Annotated in this window: 15 protein-coding genes; 9 read left to right on the plus strand and 6 right to left on the minus strand. The window is 72.5% G+C overall.

Annotation, left to right across the window (positions count from 1 at the left end; genetic code table 11):
- Positions 1-86: 86 nt before the first annotated feature.
- Entirely contained in the window at positions 87-1880 is a 1794-nt protein-coding gene (locus AB0K43_RS30475) for a long-chain fatty acid--CoA ligase (protein WP_363645479.1), read from the minus strand.
- Between the two features lie 290 nt (positions 1881-2170).
- Between AB0K43_RS30475 and AB0K43_RS30480 the strand changes: the two genes are divergently transcribed.
- The 5 genes from AB0K43_RS30480 to AB0K43_RS30500 all read left to right on the plus strand — a co-directional run bounded on the left by AB0K43_RS30480 (position 2171) and on the right by AB0K43_RS30500 (position 6289).
- A complete protein-coding gene (locus AB0K43_RS30480) occupies positions 2171-2605 on the plus strand; it encodes an SRPBCC family protein (RefSeq protein ID WP_363645481.1) in 435 nt (144 codons plus the stop codon).
- 35 nt (positions 2606-2640) lie between these two features.
- Entirely contained in the window at positions 2641-3819 is a 1179-nt protein-coding gene (locus AB0K43_RS30485) for an ArsA-related P-loop ATPase (RefSeq protein ID WP_363645483.1), read from the plus strand.
- Positions 3820-3964: 145 nt separating this feature from the next.
- Positions 3965-4270 carry a DUF5304 family protein gene (locus AB0K43_RS30490; protein ID WP_363645485.1) on the plus strand — a complete coding sequence of 102 codons (306 nt, stop codon included), beginning with the start codon at positions 3965-3967 and terminating at the stop codon, positions 4268-4270.
- 193 nt (positions 4271-4463) lie between these two features.
- Entirely contained in the window at positions 4464-5405 is a 942-nt protein-coding gene (locus tag AB0K43_RS30495) for an ROK family glucokinase (RefSeq protein WP_363645487.1), read from the plus strand.
- 86 nt (positions 5406-5491) lie between these two features.
- Complete coding sequence (locus tag AB0K43_RS30500) at positions 5492-6289, plus strand: endonuclease/exonuclease/phosphatase family protein (protein WP_363645489.1); 798 nt, start codon at positions 5492-5494, stop codon at positions 6287-6289.
- Here the strand turns inward: AB0K43_RS30500 and AB0K43_RS30505 are convergent.
- Entirely contained in the window at positions 6244-7245 is a 1002-nt protein-coding gene (locus AB0K43_RS30505) for a hypothetical protein (RefSeq protein WP_363645491.1), read from the minus strand. The genes AB0K43_RS30500 and AB0K43_RS30505 overlap by 46 nt on opposite strands.
- Positions 7246-7371: 126 nt before the next feature.
- Here AB0K43_RS30505 and AB0K43_RS30510 point away from each other — a divergent pair, with 126 nt between their 5' ends.
- A complete protein-coding gene (locus AB0K43_RS30510) occupies positions 7372-8538 on the plus strand; it encodes a low temperature requirement protein A (RefSeq protein WP_363645493.1) in 1167 nt (388 codons plus the stop codon).
- Between the two features lie 69 nt (positions 8539-8607).
- On the opposite strand, the gene AB0K43_RS30515 is transcribed toward AB0K43_RS30510, so the two are convergent.
- Positions 8608-9201, minus strand: coding sequence for a hypothetical protein (locus AB0K43_RS30515; RefSeq protein WP_363645495.1), 594 nt, complete (start codon positions 9199-9201; stop codon positions 8608-8610).
- A gap of 10 nt (positions 9202-9211) precedes the next feature.
- Complete coding sequence (locus tag AB0K43_RS30520) at positions 9212-9991, minus strand: alpha/beta fold hydrolase (protein ID WP_363645497.1); 780 nt, start codon at positions 9989-9991, stop codon at positions 9212-9214.
- A gap of 226 nt (positions 9992-10217) precedes the next feature.
- Here AB0K43_RS30520 and AB0K43_RS30525 point away from each other — a divergent pair, with 226 nt between their 5' ends.
- From AB0K43_RS30525 to AB0K43_RS30535, 3 genes are all read left to right on the plus strand, one after another.
- Positions 10218-11075 carry a lysophospholipid acyltransferase family protein gene (locus AB0K43_RS30525; RefSeq protein ID WP_363645505.1) on the plus strand — a complete coding sequence of 286 codons (858 nt, stop codon included), beginning with the start codon at positions 10218-10220 and terminating at the stop codon, positions 11073-11075.
- 133 nt (positions 11076-11208) lie between these two features.
- Positions 11209-12324, plus strand: coding sequence for a DUF5931 domain-containing protein (locus tag AB0K43_RS30530; RefSeq protein WP_363645507.1), 1116 nt, complete (start codon positions 11209-11211; stop codon positions 12322-12324).
- Positions 12324-12989, plus strand: coding sequence for a response regulator transcription factor (locus tag AB0K43_RS30535; protein WP_363645499.1), 666 nt, complete (start codon positions 12324-12326; stop codon positions 12987-12989). The genes AB0K43_RS30530 and AB0K43_RS30535 overlap by 1 nt, the downstream gene beginning before the upstream one ends.
- 68 nt (positions 12990-13057) lie before the next feature.
- On the opposite strand, the gene AB0K43_RS30540 is transcribed toward AB0K43_RS30535, so the two are convergent.
- Together AB0K43_RS30540 and AB0K43_RS30545 are read right to left on the minus strand one after the other, a co-directional pair.
- The gene (locus tag AB0K43_RS30540) at positions 13058-13603 is read right to left on the minus strand and encodes a hypothetical protein (protein ID WP_363645501.1); all 546 of its coding nucleotides are present in this window, start codon (positions 13601-13603) and stop codon (positions 13058-13060) included.
- A gap of 68 nt (positions 13604-13671) precedes the next feature.
- The coding region (locus AB0K43_RS30545; protein WP_363645503.1) for an RHS repeat-associated core domain-containing protein at positions 13672-15324 on the minus strand (1653 nt) is incomplete at its 5' end.

The following is a 15324-nucleotide window of genomic DNA, read 5'->3' on the forward strand; positions in this document are numbered from 1 at the left end:
GCGAGGCCGGGCGCCGCTGGGTCGAGCGCTCCTGGCGCTGGGACCTGCGGGCGGGCCGTCGGCCGTCGGTACGGGTCTGCTGCCGGTCAGCGCTGGTAGAGCGCCTCGACCTCGGCCGCGTAGTCCTTGAGCACCACGTTGCGCTTGAGCTTGAGCGAGGGCGTGAGGTGGCCGCTGTCCTCGGAGAAGACGGTGTCCAGCAGGCGGAACTTCTTGACGGCCTCGGCGTGCGAGACGGCCTGGTTGCCCTCGTCGACGGCCGACTGGAGGGCGGCCAGCAGGTCCGCGTCCTCGCGCAGGTCGGTCAGGGTGGCCTCGGCCGGCTTGCCGTTGAGCTCCTTCCACTTGGGGAAGAACTCCGGGTCGACGGTGATCAGACAGGCGATGAAGGGCCTCCGGTCGCCGACCACCATCACCTCGCCGACCAAGGCGTGGGCGCGGATCCGGTCCTCGATGACGGCGGGGGCGACGTTCTTGCCGCCCGCCGTGACGATGATCTCCTTCTTCCGGCCGGTGATGGTCAGGTAGCCCTCGTCGTCCAGGGTGCCGATGTCGCCGCTGGCGAACCAGCCGTCGCGCAGCACCTCGGCGGTGGCCGCGGGGTTGTTCCAGTAGCCGGTGAAGATCTGCGGGCCCTTGAGCAGCACCTCGCCGTCCTCGGCGATCTTCACCGCCGAGCCGGGCATGGGCTGGCCGACGGTGCCGATCTTGGGCTTGTCGTGCGGGTTGAAGGCGATCGCCGCGCAGGTCTCGGTCAGGCCGTAGCCCTCCAGCACGGTGAAGCCGATGCCGCGGTAGAAGTGGCCGAGGCGCTCGCCGAGCGGGGCGCCCCCGGAGATCGCGTGGGTGCAGCGGCCGCCCAGCGCGGCGCGCAGCTTGCTGTAGACCAGCTTGTCGAAGACGGTGTGCCGGATCCGCAGCCCGAGCGGCACCCGGCCGGCGTCCAGCGCGCGGCTGTAGGCGATCGCGGTCTCGGTCGCCCGGTCGAAGATCTTGCCCTTGCCGTCCGCCTGGGCCTTGGCCCGCGCGGTGTTGTAGACCTTCTCGAAGACCCGCGGCACGCCGAGGATCAGGGTCGGCCGGAACGAGCCCAGCTCGGCCGTGACGTTCTTGATGTCGGAGACGTGGCCCAGCTTGATCGGCGCGATCGCGGCGGCGATCTCGGCGATCCGGCCCAGCACGTGGGCCAGCGGCAGGAACAGCAGCGTGGAGCTCTCGTCGGTGCGGAACAGCGGCGCCAGGCGGGTGGTCACGTTGCCGAGCTCGGAGATGAAGTTCCCGTGCGTCAGTTGACAGCCCTTCGGGCGGCCGGTGGTGCCCGAGGTGTAGACGATGGTGGCGAGCGAGTCCTCGGTGGCGACCGAGCGGCGCTCGGTGACCGTGGCGTCGTCGACCTTGGCACCGGCCTCGGCCAGCTGCGCCAGCGCCCCGGCCTCGATCTGCCAGGTGTGCGCCAGCTCCGGCAGCTCCGCGCGCAGCTCGGCCACCACGGCGGCGTGCGCGTCGGTCTCGGTGACCACGGCGACGGCGCCGGAGTCGCCGAGGATCCAGCGCACCTGCTCGGCGGAGGAGGTCTCGTACACCGGGACGGTGACCGCGCCGGCGCACCAGATCGCGAAGTCCAGCAGCGTCCACTCGTACCGGGTGCGGGAGAGCACACCGACCCGGTCGCCGGGCTCGATGCCGGCCGCGATCAGGCCCTTGGCCGCGGCGTGCACCTCGGCCAGGAACTGCACGGCGGTGACGTCCTGCCAGACGCCGTCCACCTTGCGCCCGAGGACGGCCACGTCCGGGTGCAGCTCGGCGTTCTGGTGGACGAGGTCGGAGAGGTTACCGCCGCTCGGTACCTGGTAACGGGCCGGAAGGCTGAACTCGAGCAAGACTGCTCCTCGTCTGCGACGCTGCGGGACGGCAGGACGTTACTGCCCGGTAGGTCGATTCGACCAGGGGGGTTGGCTTCGGTGTTCCGATAGTCACACCCGTCACATCGCAGGGACCCGGGCAGGGCTTTTCCCATCCGCACCTTACGACAGGCCCCAGGTGACCCATCGGTAGCGGGTGTGCCACCGCCCGCACCGCCCGCACCGGCCGCGGGGGCGGCGGGCCGGGCGGCCGCCGGATCGCGATAGCCTGCCCTGGGCGCACAGCTGGAGAGACGCGGAGGGCCGTCATGGCGGAGCACACCAGGTCGAGCATCATCATCGACGCCACCCCGGCCGAGGTGATGGCCGTGATCGCGGACTTCGCCGCGTACCCGGCCTGGACCGGGGAGGTCAAGGAGATCGAGGTGCTGGCCGCCGCCGAGGACGGCCGTGCGGCCGAGGTGCGGCTGCTGCTGGACGCCGGAGCGATCCGCGACGAGCACGTCCTCGCCTACACCTGGGACGGCGACCGCGAGGTCTCCTGGACCTTGGTGAAGAGTCAGATGCTCCGCGCCCTGGACGGTTCGTACGCGCTGGCCCCGCTGAAGAGCGGCTCCACCGAGGTGACCTACCAGCTGGCCGTGGACGTGAAGATCCCGATGCTCGGGATGATCAAGCGCAAGGCGGAGAAGGTCATCATCGACCGCGCGCTCGCCGGGCTGAAGAAGCGCGTCGAGGGCTGAGACCCGCCCACCCCGAGGCTGAGCGGAGACACCCCGTGGCACCCCGCACGATCCTGGTCAGCGGCGCCGAGGGCGCGGCCGCGACCGTCGCCGCCGCCACCGCCCTGCACGCCGCCCGCGCCGGCCGGCGCACCCTGCTGCTCGCCGCCGACGACCCGCACCGCACCCTGGACACCCTGCTCGGCACCCGGCTCACCGCCGAGCCCACCGGGTACGCCGACCTCCTCGCGGTGGCCCGGATCGACGAGCAGTCCGCCTTCCGCGACGCCCTGGGGGCGCTCGAAGGACGGCTCGCGCCCGCACTCGCCCTGATCGGTGCCGAACCGCTCGACCCCGAGGAACTCACCCCCCTCCCCGGCACCCGCCAGCTCGCCCTGCTGCGCCGGCTGCGCACCGCCGACGCCGAGGTGGTGGTGGTCGCCGCCCCGGCGCCCGCCGAGCTGATCGCCACCCTCGCCCTGCCCGAGCAACTGGAGCGCTACCTCGCCCGGCTGCTGCCCGAACAGCGCCAGGCCGCCCGCGCGCTGCGCCCGCTGCTGGCCGCGGTGGCCGGGGTGCCGATGCCGGCCGAGTGGCTGTTCGAGGCCGGGGCCACCGCCCGCACCGCGCTGGCCGAGGCCCGCGCGGTGCTCGAATCGCCCCGGACCACCGTCCGGCTGGTCGTCGACGCCGAGACCCACCGGCCCGAGGAGTTCCGCCGGATCCTGGCCGGCCTCGCGCTGCACGGGCACCGGCCGGACGCCGTGGTCGCCCACCGGGCCCTGCCCGCCGGCGCCACCGACTCCCCGGACCCGTGGCTGGCCGAGCTCGCCGCCCGCGAGCGCGACCGGTTGGCCGGGCTGGCCGCGGAGCTGGACGTGCCGCTGCTGGTCAGCCGGCGGCCCGAGGTGGCGCTGGAGGAGGTGGCCGCCCAGCTCTACGCCGCCGGGGAGCCGGCCGCCGACCCGGCGGCGCGCCCCCGGGTCGAGGACCGGCTGGCCGAGGACGGCCTGCTGCTCTGGCACCTGCCGCTGCCCGGCGCCGACCGCGGCGAGCTGGAGCTGGTCCGGCGCGGTGACGAACTGGTGCTCGGGGTCGGTGCCCACCGGCGGATCCTGCTGCTGCCCTCCGCGCTGCGCCGCTGCAACGTCAGCGGGGCCGCGCTGGCCGACGGCGTGCTCTCGCTGCGGTTCGTGCCCGATCCGGCGCTCTGGCCGGCGGGCCCGCGGGGCTAGGTCCACTCCGAGCGATCCCTGCCGGACGCGCCCGCCGCCCGCGTCGGCCCGTCCGGGGCGCTGGCCGGTTCGGGGCGTCGGCCGGTCCGGGGCGTCGGCCGGTTCGGGTAGCGTCGTGGCTTCACCGCGGCGAGAGGGACCAGTGATGGCGGAGCAGCAGAGCGATCGATCCGAGCGACCGGAGGGCTCCGGCGAGCCGTTCGGGCCGGAGCTCGGCCCGCTGGTGGACGAGGTCCGCCGGTTCGCCGAGGCGGTCGGGGGCAAGGCCCTGGAGTTCGGTGTCCGGTTCCGCGAGACCAACCCCGAGGTGTACGGACACCTGGCCGCCGCGGGCGGCGAGCTGCTCGCCGCCTACCGGGCCGCGGTGGCCGGCCACGAACGGCGCTGGTCGGGGCCCGGACACGCCGACTCGGAGCGCATCGACGTCGACGGACCGTCCGACAACTTCTGAAGCTGCAGTTCAGCGATGGTGACCGAAGGTCCTGCTCATGTCACTCTGAGGGGCGAACATTACGACTTTTGAAGGCGACTCGGGCATATTCTCGAAAATTGTCTTCGATTTCTGTAGGTCGCACTGTGTACGGGAGCACCGCTCAGCGGGTAGCGTTTCGCTCAGCGGGAACGAGTGAATAGCTGAGGGACACATGGCTCTGACCATCGGCGTCGATGTCGGCGGGACGAAGATCGCGGCAGGCGTGGTCGACGAGACCGGCGAGATCCTGGCCAGGACGCGGGTACCCACCCCGGCCGACCCCCAGTGGGCGGTCGACGCCATCGCGCAGGCCGTCCGCGAGCTGAAGGACCAGCACCCGGGCGTGGCCGGCGTGGGCGTGGGCGCCCCCGGCTTCGTCGACCGGGACCGTTCCACGGTGATCTTCGCTCCCAACATCGACTGGGAGAACGAGCCGCTCAAGGCGCGCGTCGAGGAGCTCACCGGTCTCCCCACGGTGGTCGAGAACGACGCCAACTGCGCCGCCTGGGCCGAGTTCCGGTTCGGTGCCGCGGCCGCCCACGAGGACATGGTGCTGATCACCGTCGGCACCGGCATCGGCGGCGGGATCGTGCTCGACGGCCGGCTGCACCGCGGCCGGTTCGGCGTGGCGGGCGAGATCGGCCACCTGAACATGGTCCCGGACGGCCTGCTCTGCGGCTGCGGCGGCCACGGCTGCTGGGAGCAGTACGGCTCCGGCCGGGCGCTGCGGCGCTACGGGCGGGAGAAGGCCGCCGCCGACCCGATCGCCGGCAAGCGGATGCTGGAGCTCAACGACGGCGTCGCCGAGACCATCCGCGGCATCCACATCACCGAGGCCGCCGAGGACGGCGACCCGCTGGCGCTGGAGTGCTACGCGGAGCTCGCCGACTGGCTGGGCCGCGGCATGGCGGATCTCGCCGCGCTCTTCGATCCCGGCGTGTTCGTGCTCGGGGGCGGGGTCTCCGACTCCGGCCGGCTGCTGCTGGAGCCGGTCGCGGCCGCCTTCGGCAAGTACCTCACCGGCGGGGTGCACCGGCCGCGCGCCGACGTGGTGCTCGCCTCGATGGGCTCGGCCGCCGGCATCGCCGGTGCGGCGGACCTCGCCCGGACCTGACCCGCGGCATCCGGTGGGGGCTCGGGCGCGCCCCCGCCGCGTGCTGATCCTGCGTCAAGTGCCTTCCAGGGCCTAGCATCAGCTGTGTGACGTCAGTGACCGAGCTGCCCACCTCCGGGGCCGAGCCCGACGGGGCCCAGCGGGTCCGGGTGCTCAGCTACAACATCCGCTCGCTGCGCGACGACCGCGAGGCCGTGGCGCGGGTGATCCGGGCCTGCGCGCCCGACCTGGTGTGCATCCAGGAGTCCCCGCGCTACTGGAAACCGGTGAAGCAGGCCGCCTGGCTCGCCCACCGGACCGGCATGATCATCCTCGCCGGCGGCGGTCGGATCGCCGCCGGCCCGCTGGTGCTCGGCCGGCTGCGGGTCGACGTGCTCGCCACCCGGGACAGGCTGCTGCCCAAGACCCGCGGCCTGCACGCCCGCGGCTTCGCCACGGCGCTGGTCCGGATCGGCCGTTCGGTGCCGTTCTCGGTCACCAGCTGCCACCTCAGCCTCGATCCGGACGAGCGCCGCAGCCAGTTCGCCCTGTTGCCGGGCCAGTTGGACCCGGGCGAGGCGGGCGTGATCGCCGGTGACTTCAACGAGCATCCGGACGGGCCGGGTTGGCGGGCGCTGGCCGCGGAGTTCCAGGACGCCCACGCCGCCGCTCCCTGGGGCGGCACCTTCACCTCCGTACCGGACGATCCGCACCAGCGGATCGACGCGATCTTCGCGACGCCGGGCCTGTCCGTGCTGGCCTGCGGTGTCCCGCACGGGCTGCCGGGGCTGGAGCCGGGCGACCTGCGGGCCGCCACCGATCACCTGCCGGTCCTCGCGGTGCTGCGGGTGCCGGCGGATCAGCGGATCGAGGCACCGGTGATCACACCGTCCACCACGGTGTAGCTGCCGGCGAAGTGGCGGTGGCTGCCGTCCCGCGCGGTCGCGTCCAGGGTGACCTCGACGGTGTTGCCGTGGACCCCGGTCACGGTGAGCGCGTCGGAGGCGGTGTCGGCGAAGCCCGCGCCGAAGGCCGCGAAGCTGGGGCTGAGGTTGCGTCCGCCGAGAGCCCAGGCGCGGGCGTAGTCATGGGCGTTGATGGCCGCGTAGTAGTCCCGGACCACCTGCCCGGGGTCCGTGGGCACCGCGGTGGCGGTGGTGGTCGCGGTGGTCCGCGCCGGCGTGGACGGGGCGGCGGGGGTGGCCGTACCGGCGGCCGAGGCCGCGGGCGCGCCGGAGCCGCCGGAGCCCCCGGTCACCGTCCACTGGCCGGTCTGCGCGGCGAGGCCGGACTCCAGGGTGAACTGGACCTTGGCGGGGGAGGATCCCGCCGGCAGGTCGAAGCTGATGAACCCGAGCGCGCTCTCGCCCTGGGCGAGGTGCACGCCGGCGGGGAACGCGGGCCCGGCCGTGGTGGGTGCGTAGGCCAGGGCGTTGAACCCCTGGCCCTGGGAGTCGATCAGCGTCGCCCCGTTGGAGGGGGCGTCCGAGTAGACGGCGGTGCCGGTGTTCAGGAGCCGGAACTGGACCGCCACCAGCCGGTGGCCCGGGCTCGGGGCGAGGCCGGCCGAGGTCGGTGTGGCCGGGTCGACGACCTGGGTCACCGTCACGGTCATCCGCTCGTCGGGCTGGAAGCCGGTCAGCCCCAGCGCGTCACCGACAGCGGCCCGCTGCGGCGCGGCGGTACCCGCGGTGGAACCGGGGGCGGAGCTCGGCGCGGCGGTGGAGCTGCGGGCGCCGGCCCGGGCCGAGGTGGTGGAGACCGGCGACGTGGTGATGTCCGGGGAGCCGCAGCCGGCCAGGACGCCCAGGCCGAGTACGGCGCAGCCCGCGACGGCGCGGGCACAGCGAGCGCTACGCACGGCTCACCGCCTCCTCGGTCGGCGCAGTCTTCCCGTCCAGCACAACCAGCCTAGGAGCCCGGCGGATTGCCCGCCCGTCCGGCGAGCCGTGATCCGGTCCTCCCGCGGGCCGCGCAGAGTTGGGGCGTGAGCGAGACGACGGCGGTGGCGGGCGCGGAGGAGCACCGGGCTGGCTGGTTCGAGCTGTTCTTCGACCTGGTCTTCGTGGTCACCGTCAGCGTGCTGGCCCACGGCCTGCACGGTGATCCGGACGCGGCGGACTTCGGCACCTTCGTGGTGCTGTTCTTCCCGGCCTGGTGGGCCTGGGTCAACCTGATGGTGACCGTCAACGTCTTCGGCTCGGCCCGGCCGGGCGTCCAGGCGATGCTGCTCTGCGCGATGCCGGCGCTCGGGCTGATGGCCGCCGCCGCGCCGCAGGGGCTGGGCGACCGGGCGTGGGCGTACGCGCTGGGGGCGGCCTGGGTGCGGGTGATGTTCTTCGTGATCTGGTTCGACCGGGCCCGGCGCAGCGAGGACCCGCTGCCGATCTGGCGCCCGGTCGGCTACGGCCTGGTGCCGGCCCTGCTCTGGGCGGTGTCGGCGGCGGTGCCGGGCGCCGGGCGGTTCGTGCTCTGGGGCGTGGCGATCGTGCTGGAGGTGGTGCTGCTGGCGGTCCGGACGGGGCTCACCGAGGAGTTCTACGGCCGGTTGTCCACCGAGCACCTGGTCGAGCGGATCGGCCTGTTCGTGGTGATCGTGCTGGGCGAGAGCGTGTTCACGGTGGTGGCCACGCTGGCCGACCACTTCACCGCCGCTTCGGGCGGCGCCGCGCTGGCCGGTTTCGTGGTGGTGGCCGAGCTGGCGATGATCTTCTTCGTCTGGGGCACCGCCCACGCCGCCGCCGGCCTGGACCGGGCCCAGGCCGGCGGCTCGACCAGGGCGATCCGGGACACCGTGATGTACCTGCCGTTCGTGCTGATCGCCGGCATCACCGTGATCGCGGCCGCGCTCGGCACCGCCGTCGCCGAGCCGGACCACCACCTGCCGTCCGGCTCCTGCTGGGCGCTGTGCGGGGGCGTGCTCGCGTTCTACACCGCCAATGCCGCCATCGCGCTGCGCTACGGCGACGGCGGCCGTGTGGTGCTGCGCTGGTACGGCCCCTGCGTGGTGCTCACCCTCGGTGCGCTGCTGCCCGCCGCGCTGCTGCTGCCGGCCTGGGCCGCGGTGGCCTGTGCGGCGGCCGTCGTCTTCGTGCTGGCGAAGATCTCCAGGCTCCGCCGCTTCCGGATCCGCGGCCTGCTGCCCGGCAGCTGAGGCCCGAGGCGCTCGATCGGCCCGGGCCCCTCGCCGCTCGGCCGCTGCGGCCCCGGACGGTGGCGGGGCTCAGACGACCGCGCCGCCGTTCGGGTCCTCGGGCTCGTCGTCGTCGCCGGCCTTCATCCGCGCCACCAGCGTCACGAAGCCGCCGAGGAAGGCGCCGACCCCGACCCAGGCGGGCCAGCCGGAGACCTCGCGCCAGACCAGCGCGTCGAACAGCAGCAGGGCCGGCCCGCCCAGCACCGCGAGCCAGGCGAACTTGGCGGTGGTGTCGGCCGGGGGCAGCGGCGGCGGCTCCGGGGGTACGAAGTGGCCCTCGTCCGGATCGTCGGCCGCCACGTAGTCGCGGGGGCCGGCCTCGCCCCGGCGGGGTCGGGGCTGCGGCGCCAGCTCGTGCGGCAGGTCGTCGGCGCCGGCCGGCGGCTCGGTGGCCGCGCGCAGGTTCTCGATCTCCGGCCAGTCCGGGTCGGTGAGGTCCACCGGGTCGTCGAACTGGGCGACCAGGGCGGCGAAGATCGCGTCCTGCTCGGCCTGGCTGCCGGCCGCGGGACGGCGCGTGGACGCGCCGGCCGCCTCGGCCGTGTCCTGGTCGGCGGGCTCGCTGTCGGCGCCGCCCCGGGGCAGCTCCTCGTCGCCGCCCGCCTTGTTGGTCTCGTGCACTGCCGGCCCTTCAGCCCGAGTGGTTGTCGGCTTCGACTTTCGCCACCGGTGCCAGCCGACGGATGAAGTCGAGGCTCGCCTCGAAGATCAGCCCGGCGTCGTGGTCCAGTGTTGCCACGTGGTAGCTGCGTTCAAGAAGCAGCTCGGTCACATCGGTCGAGGATATCCGGGCGAGTACCAGTTCCGAGTTGGCCGGCGAGACCACGTGGTCCTGCGGGCTGTGCAGCAACAGCACGGGCTGCTCTATTTCCGGCAGCACCGATTGGACGTCCTTCCACAGCCGGGACAGTGACCAGGCGGCGTGCAGCGGCGTCCGGTCGTAGCCGAGCTCGGTGGAACCCTCCAGCGCGATGTCGTCGGCCACCCCGGGCAGGCTCGGAACCAGGTGCCGCAGCACCGGCAACAGCACACTCGCGGGGTTGTCCGAGCGGACGGACGGGTTGACGAGCACCAGCCCGGAGATCGCCGAGCGGTGCCGGGAGGCCAGTCGCAGCGCCAGCGAGCCGCCCATCGACAGCGCGCAGACGAACACCTGCTCGCACTCGGCCAGCAGCACCTTCAGCTCCCGGTCGACCTCCGCGTACCAGTCCTCCCAGCGGGTGAGCTGCATGTCCTGCCAGCGCGTGCCGTGGCCCGGAAGCAGCGGCAGCGACACGGTCAGCCCGGCCGCAGCCAGGTGCTCGGCCCACGGGCGCAGCGACTGCGGCGAGCCGGTGAATCCGTGCACCAGCAGCACGCCGACCGGCCCGCCCTGATGGCGGAAGGGTTCGGCACCGGGCAGTGGCGGCATCTGCGGGCTCCTCGATGGGCCGGGGACAAGGTCGGCCGATCGTCCCACGACCGGCGCGGCCCGTACAGGGCGTGCCCGGCCGAGGCACTGGGGCGGGCCCCGCCGGTGGCGCCGGGGCGGCCCCGCCGGTGGCGTCGGGACGGCCCCGCCGGTACTGAGCCCGTTGCCGTGGGCATTAGGATCGACCGGTCCGCATAACAGGAGGCCCGGGTTGTTCTACCGACTGATGAAGATGATCGTCGCACCGCTGCTGCGGATCTTCTTCCGGCCCTGGATGGAGGGCGAGGAGAACATCCCCGACGAGGGGCCGGCGATCCTCGCGAGCAACCACCTGTCCTTCTCCGACTCCTTCTTCCTGCCCGCGCTGCTCAAGCGCCGGGTCACCTTCATCGCGAAGGCGGAGTACTTCACCACCCCCGGCCTCAAGGGCCGGCTGACCGCCGCCTTCTTCAAGGGCGTCGGCCAGTTGCCGGTGGACCGCTCCGGCGCCCGCGGGGCCGGTGAGGCGGCGATCCGCAGCGGCATCGCGGTGATCGAGCGCGGCGAGGTCTTCGGCGTCTACCCCGAGGGCACTCGCTCGCCCGACGGCAAGCTGTACCGCGGCAAGGTCGGTGGCCTGGCCCGGGTCGCGCTGGCCACCGGTGCGCCGGTGATCCCGGTCGCGATGATCAACACCGAGAAGGTGCAGCCGCCCGGCCAGGTCGTCCCCAACTTCGGTATCCGCCCCGGCATCCGGATCGGCCGCCCGCTGGACTTCTCCCGCTACCAGGGCATGGAGAACGACCGCTTCATCCTCCGTTCGGTGACGGACGAGGTGATGTACGAGATCATGCGGCTCTCCGGTCAGGAGTACGTCGACATCTACGCGACGGCGGCCAAGCGGCAGCTGACCGAGGACAAGAAGCGCGCCGACGCCGAGCGCAAGGCCGTCCAGAAGGCCGAGGCCGCCGAGCAGAAGGCGGCCCAGAAGGCCGAGAAGGAAGCCGAGAAGGAGGCCGCGGCGGAGGCCGAGAAGGCCGCCGCGGCGGAGGCGGCGAGGCAGGACGACGGGACGGCGAAGCCGGACGAGCCCGGGGAGAAGTAGCCCCGGGGCGGGTGAGGGGGAGCGGATGGCGGAGCACGGTCCCACCGGCGGCCTGGCGCGGGTCCAGGCCGGCCCCGTCGAGGTGGCCCGGGCGCTGTCCGCGCCGCTGCGCGGCACCCTCGGCGCCGGCGGCATGTCGGTCGAGCTGCCGCTCTGGCGGGCCATCTCCTACTTCCGGATGCTGGCCCTCGCGTACGCGGTGGTCCGGTACTTCGACTCCTACCTCGACTTCCGCCACCCGGTGTCCGGCTGGATCTACCTCGGCGCGCTCACCCTGTGGACGCTCGCCTCCACCCGGGCCTTCGCCAACCCGCTGCGCTGCACCTGGGCGGTGCTCGGCTTCGACCTGGCGATGACCCTCACCGGTGTGGTGATGAGCGGCTTCATCGACACCCCGGCCCGGATCCACGCGGGCGCGCTCACCCTGCCCACCATCTGGGCCTGCGGCACGGTGCTGGGCTTCGCCTGCAAGGGCGGCTGGAAGGCCGCCGCCTTCGCCGCCACCCTGATCGGCATCGCCAACATCGCCGGCCACGGCGGTGTCAGCCCCGACAACCTGCACAACATCGTGCTGCTGCTGATGGCCGGCTGCGCGATCGGCTACGTGATCGAACTCGCCCGCGCCAGCGAGGCGGTGCTCACCCGGGCGCTCCAGGTCGAGGCGGCCACCCGGGAGCGCGAGCGGCTCTCCCGGGACATCCACGACGGGGTGCTCCAGGTGCTCGCCATGGTCCAGCGCCAGGGCGCGGAGCCCGGCGGCGGTGGCCTCGTCGACCTGGGCCGGCTGGCCGGGGAGCAGGAGCGGGCGCTGCGCACCCTGATGACGGGCGGTCCGCTGCCGGCGCAGGCGGCCGAGCTGCAGGACCTGCGGCAGCTGCTCACCCCGTACGCGGACGACCGGATCACCGTCTCGGCGCCGGCCACCGCGGTGCTCCTGGCCGGTGCGGTGGCGGCGGAGCTGGCCGCCGCGGTCGGCGCCGCCGTCGACAACGTCCGCAAGCACGCCGGCCCCGCCGCCCGGGCCTGGATCCTGGTCGAGGACGAGCCCGAGGCGGTCACCGTCTCGGTCCGCGACGACGGCCCGGGCTTCGGCACCGGGCGGCTCGGCGAGGCCGAGCGGGCCGGGCGGCTCGGGGTCTCGCAGTCGATCCGCGGCCGGCTGCTCGACCTGGGCGGCAGCGCGGAGCTGTACTCGACACCGGGGGAGGGCGTCGAGGTGGAACTGCGGGTGCCCAGGAAGGGGAGCTGATGACGGATCAGGTGCGGGTGATGGTGGTCGACGACCACCCGATGTGGCGGGAGGCGGTCTCCCGCGACCTCGCCGAGGCGGGCTTCGAGGTGGTGGCCACCGCGGGCGACGGCGACGAGGCGCTCCGCCGGGCGCGGGCGGCGATGCCGCAGGTGCTGGTGCTGGACCTCAACCTGCCGAGCCTGCCCGGGGTCGAGGTGTGCCGCCAACTGGTGCAGCACGACCCGGCTCTGCGGGTGCTGGTGCTCTCCGCCAGCGGGGAGCACGCGGACGTGCTGGAGGCGGTCAAGTCCGGCGCCACCGGCTACCTGCTGAAGTCGGCCGGGCGCGAGGAGCTGATCGAGGCGGTGCGGCGGACGGCGGCCGGCGACCCGGTCTTCACCCCGGGCTTGGCCGGCCTGGTGCTCGGCGAGTTCCGCCGCCTGGCCACCGAGCCCGCTGCCCCGGCCGCGCCGCTCGCCCCGCAACTGACCGCCCGGGAGACCGAGGTCCTGCGGCTGGTGGCCAAGGGGCTGTCGTACCGCCAGATCGCCGAACGGCTGGTGCTCTCGCACCGCACCGTGCAGAACCACGTCCAGAACACCCTCGGCAAGCTCCAGCTCCACAACCGGGTCGAACTGGTGCGCTACGCCATCGAGCAGGGTTTGGACGACGACCTGCGCTGAGGCTGCCGCGAGTCCGGACGGCCCCACCGGGAAACCCCGGTGGGGCCGTCGGGTCGCGTGCCGCCCTCTCAGGCCTTCGACAGCGTGTAGGTGTCCCGCGTGTCCGGGTCCGAGGTCAGGAAGAACAACATCGGCCGGCCGTCCTTGCCCTTGGTCACTCCCATGTACCAGCTGGCCTCGGGTGGAGCCGGCTTCGTCCTTGCCGCTGCCTCGGCCGCCACCGAGGTGGATGGTGTGGGCAGTGCGGGGGATGGCGCGGGCGAGGACTGCGCGGATCTCACGGTGATATGGACGACTGAGCCGTCACCGACGGTATTGCCGCCTTGGTAGCGGCCCGGTTCGTAGAGCTCCCAGGTGCCTTTGCCGGTCATTCGCCAGCCGTCGTCGAAGCGGAACTCCTGGCCGTCGAGATCGGTCGCCTCTGCGTTCCCGTCGGGGTTGAGGGCCAGGCTGCTGCCTGCCCAACCACGCCAGGTGCCTTGCAGGTCGGCGGCGCCGACCGTGACGGAAGGGAGTGGCGGCTCATACCTGCTGTCGACGCAGGAAGACACCGTCGTAGTCAGGAGCGCGACCGCCGCAGCCGTCAGGAAGGCGGGTCGAATCTTTGGTGGCATGTGCCGTGCTGCCTTTCCCGGTGGAGGAGCGGGCCCGATGATTCGCGGGCCCGCTCCTCCACGCGATGCTAGTGGTCGACCGACATGTTGATCGACTCACTCCAAGAGACCGTGAACTTCAGCGCTCGCTGTCCTCCGGGAAAGACCGAGCCCAGAGTGTCGGACAACATGACCGCCGGGCCTTCCTTCGTTCCGGAGGTGTAGCCGTCCTCGGAGACCCCTCGTGTGAGCGACTCGACCGTCATCTTGTTCGTCAGCTCGAAGTCGACCTTTGCGGTCTTGGTCGCGCTGTCGTACCCGCTGATGGTCGCTTCGAGGTTGAACGACCCGAGGATGGCACGTGTCGCACCTTCGACCGAATCGGTGTCCTTGTTGCCGTTGAGGTACGCCGCGAAGTCGGCGAGCTCTCCTGCCATGAGTACCTTCAGCGGAATGTTGTTCAACTTGGCGCCGTACAGCGTCTTGTAGTCCAACCCCGTGATCGTCTCGCCGAGTTTGCTTCCCTCGCGCATCTGCAGGTACTTCCGCACCGTGTCCATCCAGATGTGCTGCTGGACTCCGGCGGTGAACTTGTCCTCCTGATCGAAGTAGTAGGCGTCAGGTGTGATTCCGGCGAACCACATGGCGACGATCTGGGGGGCCTCCGGATTGAGGACGGTGTTCGCGTCGAAGTTCCCGCCGGACCGGTAGGCAGCGGCTGCGCGCCTGCCCAGCTCCTGGCGATGCTGTTCCTTCAGGACGGATTGGTGCTGGTATGCCTCGGCTCGCTTGTTCTCGGCAACGACCTCGTCGTAGCGCGTCCCCTGGTCGATGATCTCCGTGCCGCCCCGGCAGCTGTACATGCCGTTGACGCACTCCTCGAATGCCTCACCAGTTGGGTCCGAGAACGTCACTGGGTTGTTGGCCGAGTAGACATAGGCGTTGAGGGTTTGCGGCTTGTCGGCTTCCAGAAGTGGGTCGACCGAGATAAATCGCCCGGTGGCCGGGTCGTAGTCACGGGCTCCGAGATGGGTGAGCCCCGTGGGCTCGGTGACGCCGCCGAGGAAGCCTCGGCTGCCAGCCCAAGCGGTTGGGCCGGTGCCTCGGGCGGCGCCGAAGACGGTGGCCCGACGCTGGGTCAGGGCACCAGTGGTGGCATCCACGTTCAATTCGGCAGTGTTGTGATGGTCGTTGATCTGGAATGTGACCTTGTTGTCGTCGGTGCGGACGGCAGTCGCGGGGCCGAGCGTGTAATAGCGATTGGCCGACGGCTTGGTGGCGCCCTTGACGAGGTTGAGCTCGGTGTTGCCGAGATAGAGCGTCCAGCTTTCGGCCGCCGGGGTGGCCGAGTCGAGGCTGTGGCCGATCAGACGGTTGCCGCCGGCGTCGTAGAGATAGTCGGCGGTCCTGGTCGCGGTCGTGGTGGTGCTCCCCGAAGTCGTCCTGACTGTGTCGGTGACCTTCTTGAGCTTGCCCTCCGCGTCCCAGTCCAGCAGTTGATCGCTGCTCTGCGTTCCGCTCGGCTTCCGTTGCCTTCCTGTCGTGTTGCCGGATGTGTCGTATCCGTAGTTCTCGACGACCGGTGTGCCGGTGCCGCCGGTGACGGCGCTGGTGCCGGTGAGCGAGTGCGGCTGGGCGGCGGTGGCGGCCGGGTAGGTGTAGGTGGTGGTGGTGTCCTGGGCGGTGTTGCCGGCCGGGTTGTGGTCGGTCTCGGTGGCCCGGGTGCCGTTGGTGTTGTAGGT

The sequence above is a fragment of the Kitasatospora sp. NPDC049258 genome, from assembly GCF_040678895.1.
Lineage (GTDB): Bacteria > Actinomycetota > Actinomycetes > Streptomycetales > Streptomycetaceae > Kitasatospora.

What these genes read in the sequence shown, in the direction of transcription:
- AB0K43_RS30480 (WP_363645481.1), top strand. Translation starts at nt 2,171, where the DNA reads ATGGCGGAGCACACCAGGTCGAGCATCATCATCGACGCCACCCCGGCC.
- AB0K43_RS30490 (WP_363645485.1), top strand. Translation starts at nt 3,965, where the DNA reads ATGGCGGAGCAGCAGAGCGATCGATCCGAGCGACCGGAGGGCTCCGGC.
- AB0K43_RS30495 (WP_363645487.1), top strand. Translation starts at nt 4,464, where the DNA reads ATGGCTCTGACCATCGGCGTCGATGTCGGCGGGACGAAGATCGCGGCA.
- AB0K43_RS30520 (WP_363645497.1), bottom strand. Translation starts at nt 9,991, where the DNA reads ATGCCGCCACTGCCCGGTGCCGAACCCTTCCGCCATCAGGGCGGGCCG.
- AB0K43_RS30525 (WP_363645505.1), top strand. Translation starts at nt 10,218, where the DNA reads ATGAAGATGATCGTCGCACCGCTGCTGCGGATCTTCTTCCGGCCCTGG.
- AB0K43_RS30530 (WP_363645507.1), top strand. Translation starts at nt 11,209, where the DNA reads ATGTCGGTCGAGCTGCCGCTCTGGCGGGCCATCTCCTACTTCCGGATG.
- AB0K43_RS30535 (WP_363645499.1), top strand. Translation starts at nt 12,324, where the DNA reads ATGACGGATCAGGTGCGGGTGATGGTGGTCGACGACCACCCGATGTGG.
- AB0K43_RS30540 (WP_363645501.1), bottom strand. Translation starts at nt 13,603, where the DNA reads ATGCCACCAAAGATTCGACCCGCCTTCCTGACGGCTGCGGCGGTCGCG.